Origin of the sequence: Oerskovia sp. NPDC060338, assembly GCF_042726295.1 — a bacterium.
Lineage (GTDB): Bacteria > Actinomycetota > Actinomycetes > Actinomycetales > Cellulomonadaceae > Oerskovia > Oerskovia merdavium.
The window spans coordinates 147,142-161,366 of record NZ_JBHXCQ010000007.1 but is presented as its reverse complement, the minus strand read 5'-3'; the positions used below and the strand labels follow the sequence as shown (position 1 = coordinate 161,366).

Genomic DNA, 14,225 nt, shown 5'->3' with positions numbered 1-14,225 from the left:
TCGGGTACGGCGGAACGTCAGCCCCACCCGACCTCGGAGCGACGAGCTGCTCACCCGCGTGCCGCGCCCGCCTTGTAGCCGACGCCGCGCACCGTCAGGACGATCTCCGGGTTCTCCGGGTCGTGCTCGACCTTGGACCGCAGCCGCTGCACGTGGACGTTCACCAGGCGCGTGTCCGCCGCGTGACGATAGCCCCAGACCTTCTCCAGGAGGACCTCACGCGTGAAGACCTGCCAGGGCTTGCGCGCGAGGGCGACCAGCAGGTCGAACTCGAGCGGCGTGAGCGCGATGGGTCGCGCGTCGCGCGTGACCCGGTGCCCCGTCACGTCGATCTCCACGTCCCCGATCGACAGGTGCTCGGGGGCCGGCTCGTCCGAGCGGCGCAGGCGCGCACGGATGCGGGCCACGAGCTCCTTGGGCTTGAACGGCTTGGAGATGTAGTCGTCCGCGCCCGACTCGAGCCCGAGCACCACGTCGACCGTGTCGCTCTTGGCCGTGAGCATGATGATGGGCACCCCCGACTCCGCGCGGATCAGACGGCACACCTCGGTGCCGTCCTTGCCCGGGAGCATCAGGTCCAGGAGGACGAGGTCCGGCTGCGTGCTGCGGAACGTCGCCAGGGCGAGGTCCCCGTCCGCGCAGAAGACCGGGTCGAACCCCTCGGAGCGCAGCACGATGCCGATCATCTCGGAGAGAGCGGTGTCGTCGTCGACCACAAGCACGCGTACCTTCATGACCCCATTTTGCCATCGACCCCGGCAGCGCCCGACCGAACCACCGGGCGGCGCCCAGTGTTCACCCGGGCGGTTCGCTCGCAGCACCTGACAGGCCCCCGTACTAGGGTGGGCCGCGACCGCGCAGGGCACTGTCGAAGTGCCGTGCACGGCCGCACCAGGACGAGGCCTCCGGGCCCCACAGAACCGAGCGGGGACAGCAGAGCAGATGACGACGCCCGACGACGCCGGCACGCCAGCACCGGACGACACCCCGCGCTACGGCCAGCGCGGGCCGCAGCCCCCCGAGGGCGCGGCTGCGCCCGGTGGCGGTGCCCCCGTCCCGCCCGGTGCGCCCCAGCCCGGTCAGTACGGCCAGCCCGGTCAGTACGGCCAGCCCGGTCAGTACGGCCAGCCCGGCCAGCCCACGCCGAATGCCTGGGGTCAGCCGCAGTACGGCCAGCAGGGCCAGTACGGACAGCAAGGCCAGTACGGCGGCCCGGTGCAGCCCGGGTACGGACCCCCGTCGTTCGCGGGCCGCCCCTTCGCGCCGCCCGCCAACAAGCCCGGGATCATCCCGCTGCGCCCGCTGACCCTGGGCGAGATCTTCGACGGCGCGTTCGGCGCGATCCGTTCCAACCCCAAGGTCATGCTCGGGATGAGTGCGACCGTGATCGCGGTCGCGACGATCGTCGGGATGGCCCTCGGAGCACTCGTGTCCGGGATCTTCGCACCGCAGCTCGCTCGGCTCGAGACGGAGCTCGGGAGCGACGTGCAGGTGCTCACGGACATGCTCCCGCTGCTGGGGGCCTCGCTCGTGACCGGCGTCGTCCTCGCGCTCGCGCTCCCGATCGTCAACGGCATCCTGATCACGTCCGTCGGCCAGTCGGTCGTCGGGCGCAAGGCGACTGTGGGCGAGGTCTGGGCCCAGGTGCGCTCCAAGGTGTGGCCCCTCATCGGCTTCTCGTTCCTCACCAACCTCGTCGTCTACGTGGCGACGTTCCTCTACGTGGGGCTGACGATCCTCGGCTTCGTGGGTGACGTCGGCCTCGGGATCGTCGTCCTGCTCCTCGGGTTCGCCGGATGGGCCGTCTTCCTCGCCTGGTTCATCGTCCGGACGCTCCTGATCCCTCCCGCCCTGGTGCTCGAGGGGCAGGGGTTCCGCTCGGCCGTCGTCCGCGGATGGAAGCTCACGCGGGGCGCCTACTGGCGGACCTTCGGGATCTCGCTCCTGGCCTACATCGCGGTGAGCGTCATCGCCAGCATCGTGGTCTACCCGTTCTCGGCCCTCACGACGTTCCTCGTCACCGACACCTTCGGGATCCTGGCCCTCACCGCGGTGGCGCAGATCATCAGCTCGGTCGTCACGTCGGTGTTCCTCGCGGGCGTCGTCTCGCTCCTCTACATCGACGTGCGCATGCGCCGTGAGGGGCTCGACGTCGAGCTCACGGCCGCGGCGAACGAGCACGCCGAGCACGGCACGGCGTGACCGGGGCGCTCTCCGCGTCGCTCGCCGCCGGGCAGGCGGCCTGGTCGGCGCGCCTGCACCTGCCGGTGGCGCTTCGTGGGGACGTCCCCGTGACGCCCGACGCCGACACCGCCCGTCGCTGGCTCCAGGAGGAGCTGCTCGACCCCGTCTACCAGGACCAGCCGTCCCTGCTCATGCGCTTCATCGACTGGCTGGTGGGTCTGTTCGACGGCGTCGAGGTCCTCGACGTGAACCCCGTCGTCGCCTCGCTCGTCGTGGCCGGCGTGGTCCTCGTGGTCGCCGTGATCGCCTACCTGGTCGCGGGCCCCGTCCGGCTCTCGCGCCGGGCGCGCACGTCGGCCGCGGTCTTCGAGGACGACACGCGCTCGGCCACCGACCTGCGCGCGGCGGCCGATGCCGCGGCGGCGGCGGGCGACTGGGCCACGGCCGTGGTCGAGCGCTACCGGGCCGTCGTCCGCTCGCTCGAGGAACGGGTCGTCCTCGATCCGCGCCCCGGGCGCACGGCTCACGAGGCGGCCGATGCCGCGGCCCTGCGCCTCCCTGCCCTCGCGGACCGGCTCGCGGGTGGTGCCCACCTGTTCGACGACGTCCGGTACGGCAAGGTGGCCGTCGGTCCCGCCGCCGACCAGGCGCTGCGTGAGCTCGACGCCGCAGCCCTCGCGACCCGGCCGACGCCCGTCGGCACCGGCTCGCCGGCGACCGGTGCCGACGCTTCCTCGCCCACCGAGGTGCCCACCGACCTGCCCGTCGCGGCCGGGACGTCCTCGACGTCGGGAGCAGAACGATGACGACCGGACTCGCCGCCCCTCCGCCCCCTGTCTCGGCCCCGGACGCGTCCTCGTCCGCGGTCACCACCGCCTACGTGCCCGCCCCGGTCATGGGCGACGGCACCACGGCCGGCTCGCGCGCACGGCGACGGTGGCGTGCCGTGCGCTGGCCGCTCGCGGTCCTGCTCCTCGTCGCGATCGTCGCGGGCCTCGCGGCCCTGTCCCGACCGGCCGTGTCCAGCACGCCCCTGGCCCCCGACAACCCGGGCCCCTACGGTGCCCGTGCGCTCGCCCAGGTGCTCGGCGACCAGGGCGTCGAGGTCGAGTACGTGACCACGACCGCGGACGCGGTCTCCCGGGCCCTCGCCGGGACCACCCTCCTCGTGACCTCGGACCTCGACCTCCTGCCCGAGCAGATCGACGCCCTCCTCGAGACCGAGGCCGACCTGGTGCTCGTCGAGCCCGGGTACGACCTGCTCGAGGGTGCGACCGGCGGGACCGCGACCCTGGCCGACGACTGGTCTTCTCCCGACGCCACCCGGGCCCCGGGGTGCAGCGACCCGGACGCGGTCGCCGCAGGCGCCATCCGCAGCACGGGCTTCGGGCTCACCGCGACCGGGCCCGGTTCCCTCGTCTGCTTCCCGGGGGACGACAGCCCGCCCGACACCGGCGCGTACCTCGTCCACGAGGGCGAGCGCCGCGTCGTCGCGCTCGACGACGGGACCCTGCTCACCAACGCGAGCATCACCGAGGACGGGAACGCCGCGCTCGCGCTGCGCTCGCTCGGGCGCCACGAGACCCTCACGTGGTTCGTGCCGAGCCTCACGGACGCCACGATCTCCGAGGGCGTCGGTGCGGGCACCGGCACGCTCCCCCCGTGGGTCTCGGTCGTGCTCGTCCAGCTCCTCGTGGTCGCGTTCTTCGCGGCACTCTGGCGCGGGCGCCGCCTGGGACGGCTCGTGACCGAGGACCTGCCCGTCGTGGTCCGCGCGTCGGAGACCACGCGAGGACGCGGACGGCTCTACCGGCGCTCCCGCTCGCGCGGCCACGCGGCCGCGGGCCTGCGGGCCCACGGCGCCGACCGCATGGCCGCACGCCTGGGACTGCCCCGCTCGGCGGCCGCCCCGGCCCTGATCGACGCGATCGTCCGTGCCACGCACCGACCGGCCGAGCAGGTCGCGCACCTCCTGTACGGACCACCACCCGCCGACGACGCCGCGCTGCTCGAGCTCGCACGTCACCTTGACCAGTTGGAGAGCGAGGTCTTCCACCCGTGACGCACCACCCCGAGGGGACGAACCCCTATCAGCAGCCCGCCGAGCGCTACGCGCCGTCGCCGGCCCAGCCCGCGACGCCCCCCGCGTACGGGGCTCCGGTCCCCGCTGCTCCCGCCCAGCCCACCCCGGCGCAGGCACCCGCGGCGCCCGCCCCGCAGCCCGTGACCGACGCTCCCGCGCACGCTGCGCCGTCGGGCCCCTCGCACGAGCTGCGCGCAGCCCTCGCGGCCGTGCGCACCGAGGTCGGCAAGGCCGTCGTCGGTCAGGACGCCGCGGTCACGAGCCTGCTCATCGCGATGCTCTGCAAGGGCCACGTGCTCCTCGAGGGCGTGCCTGGCGTCGCCAAGACGCTGCTCGTGCGCACGCTCGCAGCCTCGCTCGACCTGGACACCAAGCGCGTCCAGTTCACGCCCGACCTCATGCCCGGCGACGTCACGGGATCGCTCGTGTACGACGCGCGCACGGCCGAGTTCTCGTTCCGCGAGGGCCCCGTCTTCACGAACCTGCTCCTGGCCGACGAGATCAACCGCACGCCTCCCAAGACGCAGGCCTCGCTGCTCGAGGCCATGGAGGAGCGCCAGGTCTCGGTCGACGGGACGCCGCGGATGCTGCCGGACCCGTTCCTCGTCATCGCGACGCAGAACCCCGTCGAGTACGAGGGCACCTACCCGCTGCCCGAGGCCCAGCTCGACCGCTTCCTGCTCAAGCTCGTCCTGCCGCTGCCCGAGCGCGACCAGGAGATCGAGGTCCTCGCACGGCACGCCGCGGGCTTCAACCCGCGCGACCTCGCCGCCGCGGGGGTGCGGCCCGTCGCGGGCCGCGAGGTCCTCGACCGCGCACGCGCCGAGGTCGCCCAGGTCCAGGTCTCGCGCGAGGTCCTCGGCTACGCCGTGGACGTGTGCCGCGCGACGCGTCACTCCCCCTCGCTGTCGCTCGGCGTGTCGCCCCGAGGCGCCACGGCGCTGCTCGCGACGTCACGCGCGTGGGCCTGGCTGTCCGGTCGCGGGTACGTCACGCCCGACGACGTCAAGGCCCTGGCCCACCCGACGCTGCGTCACCGCGTCCAGCTGCGCCCCGAGGCCGAGCTCGAGGGCGTGACCGCGGAGAGCGTGCTGGACACGGTGCTGGCCTCCGTGCCGGTCCCGCGCTGAGCGCCGGCAGCCTGAAGGGATGACATGGCTCTGACGTGGCGCGCCGTCGCGCTGGCCGCCCTCGGGGTGGTGGCGGTCCTCGTCGTGCCCTCGTACGGCACGGTCCTGGTCTGGGCGCTCGTGGTGGCGCTGCTGTGCGCGCTCGACGTGACCCTGGCGGCCTCCCCGCGGCGGGTCGCGGTCGAACGACGTGTCCCGGGCTCGGTCCGCCTCACGGGTCGCGCGACGTCGCAGCTCGTCGTGACGAACCTGACCGGCAGGCGCCTGCGCGCAGTGGTCCGCGACGCCTGGGCCCCCTCGGCGGGCCCGCAGGTCAACCGGCACCCCGTCGACCTGCCCCCCGGTGAGTCGGCGCGCCTGACGACAGTGCTGGTGCCCACCCGGCGCGGCGACCGGCTCGCGGACAAGGTCACGATCCGCGCCGCGGGACCGCTCGGGCTCGCGGCCCGCCAGGTCTCGCTCGACGTGCCCGGACGTCTGCGCGTCCTGCCCGAGTTCGCGTCGCGCCGGCACCTGCCGAGCCGGCTCGCCCGCCTGCGCGAGATGGACGGGCGCGCCGCGGTCCAGGTGCGCGGCGAGGGGACCGAGTTCGACTCGCTGCGCGAGTACGTGATCGGCGACGACGTACGGTCGATCGACTGGCGTGCCTCGGCGCGCCGGGCGGACATGGTCGTGCGCACGTGGCGACCAGAGCGCGACCGTCGCGTCCTGATCGTGCTCGACACCTCGCGCACGTCCGCGGCCCGCATCGGCGACGAGCCGCGCCTCGACGCGAGCATCGAGGCTGCCCTGCTGCTCTCGGCCCTGGCAGGGAGGGCGGGCGACCGCGTCGAGCTGTTCGCGTACGACCGCGGGGTGCGCGCCCGCGTCGCAGGTGCGGCGGGCCCGCGGCTCATGCCGGCCCTCGCCGACGCGCTCGCACCCGTCGAGCCCGCGCTGCTCGAGACCGACTGGCCGGGGCTCGTCGGCTCGGTCCACCAGCGCCTCTCGCAGCGCGCGCTCGTGGTCCTGCTCACGACGCTCGACCCGGCTGCCGTCGAGACCGGCCTGCTGCCCGTCGTCGGGCAGCTGACCTCCAAGCACCAGGTCGTCGTCGCCTCGGTCGCCGACCCCGAGGTCGCGGCCCTGCGTGCGGCCCGGGACTCGAGCGCCGACGTCTACGACGCCGCGGCTGCCGCGCGCGTCGAGCTCGAGCGCACGGCGGTGCGGACCGTGCTCTCGCAGAAGGGCGTCGAGGTGGTCGAGGGGCTGCCCGAGGAGCTCGCGCCGCGGCTCGCCGACACGTACCTCGCGCTCAAGGCGGCCGGGCGGCTGTGACCGCCGGGCCGCCCGGCCCCGGCAAGACGCCGGCAAGACACGAGCACGGCACCGGGGTCTCGCCGGTCCTCGTCGGGACCGGCGAGACCCCGCCGTCACAGCACCGTCACACGACCCGTCGCACCGCTCCCAGGGCGCCGTCTAGGCTGGTACCTGTCCCGCCCCACCACCCGAGGAGCAGCATCGTGCGCCGACCGGCCACCTCGCGCGACCGTGAAGCACGCAACCGCCGCGTCGCGATCATCGTGATCTTCGCGCTGTCCGCAACGTTCGTCATCCCCGCGCTCGGCTTCCTGATCTTCTGACGCCGGCGCGAGCAGCGCCGCTGCCGGGAGAGGGCCGGGCGTCGCCCCGGCACGCGAGCCGAGACCTCCCGTCCGTCGGCCCCTCGCGGCACGATGGCCCCATGACCGCCGCCGGCCGCCACGGGCCCACGCTCAGCCTCGACGACCTCAACCGCGCGCTGCTCGCGCGCCAGCACCTGCTGGCCCCGCGCCCTTCCTCGGCGCCGGGGGCGCAGGCCGGTCCCCGCACGCCGACCCTCGCCGAGGTCGACCATCTCGTGGGGCTCCAGTCGCAGGTCCCCACGACCCCGTACCCCGGGTTGTGGTCGCGCCTCGACGGGTTCCGCACCGACGACCTCGCGGACCGGTTCCTCGACCGCTCGGTCACGCGCATCGCGGTCATGCGCGGCACGGTCCACCTCGTCACGGCCGACGACGCCCTCGAGCTGCCGGGCGTGCTGCGCCCGCTGCTCGAGTCGGGTGTGCGTGTGGGCAGCGTCCACGCCAAGGCGCTGGTCGGCACCGACCTCGACGACGTCGCGGCGGCCGCGCAGGACCTCCTGGCCGAGGGGCCGCTCACCTCGACCGACCTGGGCAGGCTCCTCGGGGAGCGCTGGCCCGACGTCCACCCCCAGCACCTGGCCTACACGGCCCGCTGCTACCTCCCGCTCGTCCAGGTCACGCCGCGCGGGGTGTGGGGAGCGAGCGGCTCCGGCACGACGACGACCTGGACCACGGCCGACGCCTGGACCGGGCGACCGAGCCGATCGCTGCGAGACCCCGAAGAACGCTTCGAGGCCCTCGTGCGCCTCGTGCGGCGCTACCTCGCCGCGTTCGGCCCCGCCACCGTCATGGACGCCCAGCGGTGGTCCGGGCTGACGGGCCTGCGCGACGTCGTCGGTCACCTGCGACCCGAGCTCTCGACCTTCACCGGGCCCGACGGCAAGGAGTACCTCGACCTGCCGGGTGCACCACGCCCCGGCGCGGACGCCCCCGCCCCCCTCGCGCTCATCGCGGAGTTCGACAACCTCGTGCTCGGCCATGCCGACCGCACACGCGTCGTGGACGACGTGCGGCGCAGGGCGATCACGACCGTCAACGGCCAGGTGCCCGGGACGGTCCTCGTGGACGGCTACGTCGCCGCGACGTGGAAGGTCCGACGGTCCGGTTCCCGGCCGGCCACGACGCCCGGCGCGGCCGCGTACCTCGACGTCACCCCGCTCGGCCACGTCTTCACGCCCAGCCAGCATGCCGCGCTCGAGGAGCGCGGCGACGAGCTGCTGCGGTTCGTGGCCCCCGAGGCGACCGAGCGCGTGGTGGCGATAGGAGCGCGGTAGGCCTCAGGCCGCGACGGGTGCGACGTCCCCTGCGTGGTCGGCCGTGAGGTCCCCCGTCTCGCCGGCCTGCACTGCGCGCCGACCGAGCACGATCGTGTAGACCCAGAACGCCGCGAGCGCGATCGCGCCGATGACGATCTTGAGCCACCACGCCATGCTCGACCCGGTCACGAACCCCTCGATGATCCCGGAGACCGCCAGGACCACCACGAGCCCGATCGCGATCGTGAAGAGCGCCCGCCCTTCCTCCGCGACGGCCCGCCCGCGGGTGCGCGGCCCCGGGTCGATCAGGGCCCAGAAGAGTCTCAGCCCGGCGGCTCCCGCGACGAAGATCGCCGTGAGCTCGAGCAGGCCGTGCGGGGCGATGAGCGTGAGGAACGTGTCGAGCTCGCCGTAGTACGCCATCATGCCGCCCGTCGACCCGACGCCGACCGCGTTGGCGAACATGATGTACGCCGGGAAGACCCCGGAGATCCCGAGCGCGATGCACAGCGCGGCGATCCGGGCGTTGTTGGTCCAGACCATCGACGCGAAGCCCGCACCGGGGTCGTAGTAGCTCGCGAAGGCCTCGTCGACGTACTGCTCGCGCTGCGCGGGCGTGCCCATCGAGGCGAGCGCGTCGGGGTTCGTGGCGACCCACCACCCCGAGATCACGGCGACGCCCACGAACAGGACCATGATCGTCACCGTCCACCACCGGATCCGGTAGAGGGCCGCGGGCACCGAGACGGTCGCGAACCGCACGACGTCACGCCACGCGGGCTCGTGGGCCCCGGCGATGCGCGTACGGGCACGCCCGAGCAGGTCGGAGAGCCGCGTGATGAGCACAGGGTCCGGGGCGGCCGAACGGATCGTGGACAGGTGCGTCGCGACCGACTGGTAGAGGCGGACGAGCTCGTCGGCCTCGGCGCCGTCGAGCGAGCGCTTCTTGGTCAGCTCCTCGAGTCGCGACCACTCGGCGCTGTGCACGGCGTTGAAGGCATCCAGGTCCACGCGGCAACCTTGCCACACCTGGACCCTCCGGGACCGCCCTTGACCTACAGTGGGCCGGACCGCTTCGTGGCCGTCCGCGCGACGGGGCACGAGGTTCGACGAGGCACGAACGAGGAGCACGAGTGCGAGACGGCATCCTGACCGGCGAGGGAGTGGTCCTCGACGCACGACCGGCGTCGTTCGTGACGCGCGCCCTGGGGGCCGTGATCGACCTGACGGCGATCGGGATCGTGCTGTTCGCCCTGCTCTTCGCCGCGGCCGGGTCGGCGCTCGACGCGGTGAGCCCCGAGTTCGCCCCGGCGCTCTGGGCCGTGATCCTGGTCCTCGTCATGGTGGGCATCCCCACCACGGTCGAGACCCTCTCGCGCGGCAGGTCGCTCGGCAAGCTGGCCATGGGTATCCGCGTCGTGCGCGACGACGGCGGCCCTGTCCGCTTCCGGCACGCGTTCATCCGTGCGCTCGTGGGCGTGGGCGAGCTCTGGCTGACGTTCGGCTCGGTCGCCCTCATCGCGTCGCTGTCGAACGACAAGGGCAAGCGCGTGGGCGACATGCTCGCGGGGACGTACGCGATCCGCGTGCGCGGCGGCAGGCCGACGTACGCCGCGATCTCCATGCCGCCCTACCTGGCGGCCTGGGCGGTGCACACCGACATGCGCAAGCTCCCGGACGGGCTGGCCCTCGCGGTGCGTCAGTTCCTGGGCCGCGCGGCCACGCTCAACCCGGCCTCGCGCGTGCGGATCGGGCAGGACCTCGCGGGCCGCATCGAGCGCTACGTGGCCCCCGGCCCGCCGCCCGGCACGCCCCCCGAGGACTTCCTGTGCGCGGTGCTCGCCGAGCGGCGCAACCGGGACTGGGTCACGGCCCAGCGGGGGCAGCAGCTCGCGCACGAGCAGGGCGAGATGCTGCACCGGCTGCCGTACTCGGTGCCCGACCCTCGGAGCTGACCGCCGCGTAGCCGGCCCGCCCGCCGGGCTCGGCCGCCCTGGCCGCCGCGGAATCAGCCGTCCGGACCGCTGGGGCCTCGAAGCGGCCGAAGACCGCCGCGAGCGCCCCCAGGACGAGCGCCGCGGCTCCGAACCACAGGGGCCGGCTGGCCCACCAGTCGGCGCTCCACGCCACGGGCAGCGCCGAGCCCAGCCCGAGCAGCACCACACCGATCACGACGAACATCGCGGTCAGGTGCCACAGGTACAGCGTCATGGAGCGCGCCGCGACCCACGTCACGATCGTCGCGCCTCGTCCGCCCGCCCAGCGCACGACGGCGTCGCGCACCGCGAGCGCCACGCTCACCTGGAGCACCGCGTGGGTCACGGCGAGGGCCGTGGGCGGGCCGAGGTTGGAGATCGCGTCGCCGGGCATCCCGATGAGGCTCAGAGGGTAGGGGCCCGCGGTGACGAGGCCCGCCATCGCGGCGAGCGACGCCGCGGCCGTGAGCCACAGGGCACGACGCGAGGGCAGCGCGTCGCGGCGCACGAGGTCGACGTACGTGATCCCCAGGACGTAGGGCACGGCCCAGCCGAGCAGGACGTTGACGACCGCGACCTGGTCCACGCCGGCACCGAAGCGCAGCGCGTCCACGATCAGCGGTGCGGCCACGACGAGCGCGACCAGACGCCACCCCCACGCCCGGTAGGCGCGCAGCAGGGCCGGCGTGACGGCGAGCAGCAGCAGGTAGACCCCGAGGAACCACAGGAGCTGGGGCGCGATGCGTGCGACCTGCTGCACGGCCACCTCCGGGACCCCCAGCGCCGGCAGCACGAGGACCGCGACGGCCCACGTACCGGCGAAGGCCGCGACGGGCCTCCAGATGCGCGGCAGCCTGCGTCGGACGACGTCCCACCCGGCCGCGACGACGCCCTGGCGACGTGCGGTCGCGACCGGAGCGGCGCCGTCGGGCCCTCCGCCCGTGCCGCGCCACAGCTGGTACGCCGCCGACGCGCCCGCCGCGAAGAACAGCAGCGGCAGGACCTGCAGGACCCACGTGAGGGCCCAGGCGCCGCCGTGCGACAGCGCGTTGCCGATGCCCAGCCGTTCGCCGTCCCACGTGGCCTCGGGCATGAGCCAGTGGACGCTGAGGACCGCGAGGGTCGCGAGAGCGCGCACGGCGTCGACGAACACGTCGCGCCTGGCGGCGCCGCCGGGCGGCACGGCAGCCCGACGGCGGAGCGTCGGGTCGAGCGGTCCGGTCGCGGGCGTCTTGCCCGAGACCTGGGCGGGGTGGCGGCCGACGCTGCGGCGAGGGACGCCGTCCGCCGTGCGGTCGGGACGTGCAGCGGGCGGCGCGAGCGGCCGGGACGGCCGTGCGGAGGGGGCGTCGACGACGGCCACGGGATGCTCCTCGAGACGGGGATCAGGTTCCCTGTCAGTCTTGAAGATCCCGGTTCGTCCCAGAATGGGAGCCGCCCCCGAGGCCGTGGAGGCGATCCAGCGAGCCGGTGCGGGGGCTGTCCCCCGGACGCAGGTACCGCCACGTCACGCTCAGTCCCGCAGGTACCGCCACCTCACGCTCAGTCCCGCAGGTACCTCAGTACCGCGAGCACCCGCCGGTGGTCCCCCGCGTCCTGCGGCAGGCCGAGCTTGCCGAAGATCGACGTCACGTTCTTCTCGACCGCGCCGTAGGACAGGAACAGGCTCTCCGCGATCGCGGTGTTGGACCGCCCCTGTGCCATGAGCTCGAGCACCTCGCGCTCGCGCGGTGTGAGGCGCCCCAGGCCGTCGTCGAGGCGCGAGGCGCCCATGAGCTGGCTCACGACCTCGGGGTCCAGGACCGTCTGCCCCGCGGCGATCCGGGTCAGCGCGTCGAGGAACTCGCTCACGTCCGCGACCCGGTCCTTGAGGAGGTAGCCCACACCCTCAGCGCCGCCCGTGAGCAGGTCGCTCACGAAGCGCGTCTCGACGTACTGCGAGAACAGCAGCACCCCGAGCCCCGGCGAGGACTCCCGCAGAGCCAGGGCCGCACGCAGACCCTCGTCGGTGAAGGTCGGGGGCATGCGGATGTCGATGATGACGACGTCGGGCAGCTCGCCCAGGACCCCGAGCCTGCCGACCTCCGCGACGAGCGCGTCCCCGTCGCCGACCGCCGCGACCACCTCGTGGCCGCGGCGCGTGAGCAGCGCGACGAGCCCGTCGCGCAGGATGACGGAGTCCTCGGCGATGACGAGCCGCACGGTGTACCTCTTCTGTGTTCAAGGGTCGGGGTGGAGCGGGAGGCCGCACGGCCGGCGGGCAGGCAGGCAGTCCCGTGTTCCGGGTCGTGCTCGACCCGGTGGAGCGGACGGGGTCAGACCCTGCTCGGCAAGGTCACGGTGACCACCGTAGGCCCACCGACCGGGCTCACGAGGTCCAACGTGCCGTCGACCGAGCGGACCCGCTCCTCGAGCCCTGCGAGCCCCGAGCGGTGCCCCTGGGCGTCGGGTGTCGAGACCCGGGCGCCTCCCTGCCCGTCGTCGCGCACGCGCAGGCGCAGCGTGCTGCCCTGCTCCTCGACCAGCACGTACACCCCGGACGCGCGTGCGTGCTTCGCGGCGTTGGTCACGAGCTCGGCGACGCAGAAGTACGCGATGGTCTCCACTGCGGGCGAGGGCGCGACGCGCGGGTCGACGTCGACCGTCACGGGCAGGGGCGAGCGCGCCGCGAGCGTCTCCAGGGCGACCGCGAGGCCGTTGTCGAGCGCGGGCGGGTGGATGCCCCGCGCGAGCTCGCGCAGCTCGACGAGCGCCTCCTTGGTCGAGGCGTGCGCGCTGTCGACGAGCTCGAGCGCCTCGGTCGCGTCGCCGCCCGAGGCGAGCTGCTCCTTGGCCTCGCCGAGCTGCATCGCGACCGCGACGAGCCGGGCCTGGGTACCGTCGTGCAGGTCGCGCTCGATGCGGCGCAGCTTGGCGTCGGCGTCCTCGACCGTCCGACCGCGGGACTTCTCGAGGTCACGGACACGCAGGCTCGCGCGCGTGGGGCCCAGGAGGTTGATCGTGAGCAGGCGGAAGAGCTGCGCGAAGCCCCGGACGAGCTGCGGCCACAGCCACCACAGCACGACTCCGGCGGCCGCGAGCGCCGACTGCCGCATCGGGGTGTCGACGAACCAGTCGGTACCCATCTGTGCGCCGCGGTGCCACGTGCCGTCGGCCGCCTGCTGGAGCGGGAGGAACTGGGACCAGTACCAGTGCGTCATGGCCCCCACGGCGGTGAAGAAGAAGGTCACGCTCACGACGAACGACACGATCGAGAGCACGAAGCTCACGAGCATGAACGACAGGGCACGCCACCCGGGCCCGTCGGACACGGTCGACCACAGCACGCGCCAGAACCCCCGGCGGCGCTCGTAGGGGGCCGGGGCAAGGACGTCGACCGACAGCATGGAGCGCGCCATGGTCCGGTACATGCCGCCCCAGCCGCGGGCCCCGAGGACGAGCGCGCCCGTCACGAACAGCCCGACGACCGTCACGAGGATCCCGGCCGTGAAGCTCACCGTGAAGATCGCGTAGGCGAAGGCCACGGGCGCGACGAGCAGCGAGAGCCAGATGTACCCGAACTCGCGCCACGTGCTGCGCGCGAACGGCGCGCGCAGGAAGCCGACGTCCTCGCGGTGGTCCGTGTAGCGCGGGTCGACGGGCACGGGGACCCGCCCCGGGCGGGGAGGGCGGGCCGTCGGGGGCGCGTCAGCGCCTGCGGACGCCGGGTGCGTGCCGCCCGGAGACAGCGGCGAGGACGGCTCGGCAGGGGGCACGGGACCCGTGGGGTCGGCAGGGCCGCCGGTGGGCCCGGCGTCGCCGAGCGGCTGGGAAGAGGTCACAGCAGACATGGTGTCAGGGCTCCTGCATCTGGTTCGAGCGGTGCCACCAGTCTTCCCGACGCGCGCCTCGGCGCCCAGGGTGCGCTCCGCCGTCGTGCACGGGGGTTGTCC

12 protein-coding genes are annotated in these 14,225 nt (G+C 74.1%); 7 read left to right on the top strand and 5 right to left on the bottom strand.

What is annotated here, in order from left to right; all coding sequences use genetic code 11:
- Window positions 1-50: 50 nt before the first annotated feature.
- Window positions 51-734, bottom strand: a complete 684-nt coding sequence (gene mtrA, locus ACFWGN_RS10550) for an MtrAB system response regulator MtrA (RefSeq protein ID WP_377616804.1) — start codon at window positions 732-734, stop codon at window positions 51-53.
- Between the two features lie 208 nt (window positions 735-942).
- Here mtrA and ACFWGN_RS10545 point away from each other — a divergent pair, with 208 nt between their 5' ends.
- The 6 genes from ACFWGN_RS10545 (at window position 943) to ACFWGN_RS10520 (ending at window position 8,335) form a co-directional block, all read left to right on the top strand.
- Window positions 943-2,202, top strand: coding sequence for a hypothetical protein (locus ACFWGN_RS10545; RefSeq protein ID WP_377616803.1), 1,260 nt, complete (start codon window positions 943-945; stop codon window positions 2,200-2,202).
- Window positions 2,199-2,990, top strand: a complete 792-nt coding sequence (locus ACFWGN_RS10540; RefSeq protein ID WP_377616802.1) for a DUF4129 domain-containing protein — start codon at window positions 2,199-2,201, stop codon at window positions 2,988-2,990. The genes ACFWGN_RS10545 and ACFWGN_RS10540 overlap by 4 nt, the downstream gene beginning before the upstream one ends.
- Window positions 2,987-4,246 carry a DUF4350 domain-containing protein gene (locus tag ACFWGN_RS10535; protein WP_377616801.1) on the top strand — a complete coding sequence of 420 codons (1,260 nt, stop codon included), beginning with the start codon at window positions 2,987-2,989 and terminating at the stop codon, window positions 4,244-4,246. Before ACFWGN_RS10540 ends, ACFWGN_RS10535 begins: the two co-directional genes overlap by 4 nt.
- A gap of 161 nt (window positions 4,247-4,407) precedes the next feature.
- Window positions 4,408-5,397: a MoxR family ATPase gene (locus ACFWGN_RS10530; protein WP_191800590.1), complete on the top strand. Its 990-nt coding sequence runs from the start codon at window positions 4,408-4,410 to the stop codon at window positions 5,395-5,397.
- 24 nt (window positions 5,398-5,421) lie between these two features.
- Window positions 5,422-6,714: a DUF58 domain-containing protein gene (locus ACFWGN_RS10525; protein ID WP_377616800.1), complete on the top strand. Its 1,293-nt coding sequence runs from the start codon at window positions 5,422-5,424 to the stop codon at window positions 6,712-6,714.
- A gap of 406 nt (window positions 6,715-7,120) precedes the next feature.
- Complete coding sequence (locus ACFWGN_RS10520) at window positions 7,121-8,335, top strand: winged helix DNA-binding domain-containing protein (RefSeq protein WP_377616799.1); 1,215 nt, start codon at window positions 7,121-7,123, stop codon at window positions 8,333-8,335.
- 3 nt (window positions 8,336-8,338) lie between these two features.
- On the opposite strand, the gene ACFWGN_RS10515 is transcribed toward ACFWGN_RS10520, so the two are convergent.
- Window positions 8,339-9,328, bottom strand: a complete 990-nt coding sequence (locus tag ACFWGN_RS10515; protein ID WP_191800088.1) for a stage II sporulation protein M — start codon at window positions 9,326-9,328, stop codon at window positions 8,339-8,341.
- Window positions 9,329-9,450: 122 nt separating this feature from the next.
- Between ACFWGN_RS10515 and ACFWGN_RS10510 the strand changes: the two genes are divergently transcribed.
- Entirely contained in the window at window positions 9,451-10,272 is an 822-nt protein-coding gene (locus ACFWGN_RS10510) for an RDD family protein (RefSeq protein ID WP_377616798.1), read from the top strand.
- On the opposite strand, the gene ACFWGN_RS10505 is transcribed toward ACFWGN_RS10510, so the two are convergent.
- The 3 genes from ACFWGN_RS10505 to ACFWGN_RS10495 form a co-directional block, all read right to left on the bottom strand.
- Window positions 10,184-11,656: an acyltransferase gene (locus ACFWGN_RS10505; RefSeq protein ID WP_377616797.1), complete on the bottom strand. Its 1,473-nt coding sequence runs from the start codon at window positions 11,654-11,656 to the stop codon at window positions 10,184-10,186. The genes ACFWGN_RS10510 and ACFWGN_RS10505 overlap by 89 nt on opposite strands.
- Window positions 11,657-11,835: 179 nt before the next feature.
- A complete protein-coding gene (locus tag ACFWGN_RS10500; RefSeq protein WP_377616796.1) occupies window positions 11,836-12,495 on the bottom strand; it encodes a response regulator transcription factor in 660 nt (219 codons plus the stop codon).
- A gap of 113 nt (window positions 12,496-12,608) precedes the next feature.
- Entirely contained in the window at window positions 12,609-14,114 is a 1,506-nt protein-coding gene (locus ACFWGN_RS10495) for a sensor histidine kinase (protein WP_377616795.1), read from the bottom strand.
- Window positions 14,115-14,225: the final 111 nt, after the last annotated feature.

Coding starts and splice junctions, on each gene's coding strand:
- mtrA (WP_377616804.1), bottom strand. CDS start 734: ATGAAGGTACGCGTGCTTGTGGTCGACGACGACACCGCTCTCTCCGAG.
- ACFWGN_RS10525 (WP_377616800.1), top strand. CDS start 5,422: ATGGCTCTGACGTGGCGCGCCGTCGCGCTGGCCGCCCTCGGGGTGGTG.
- ACFWGN_RS10520 (WP_377616799.1), top strand. CDS start 7,121: ATGACCGCCGCCGGCCGCCACGGGCCCACGCTCAGCCTCGACGACCTC.
- ACFWGN_RS10545 (WP_377616803.1), top strand. CDS start 943: ATGACGACGCCCGACGACGCCGGCACGCCAGCACCGGACGACACCCCG.
- ACFWGN_RS10535 (WP_377616801.1), top strand. CDS start 2,987: ATGACGACCGGACTCGCCGCCCCTCCGCCCCCTGTCTCGGCCCCGGAC.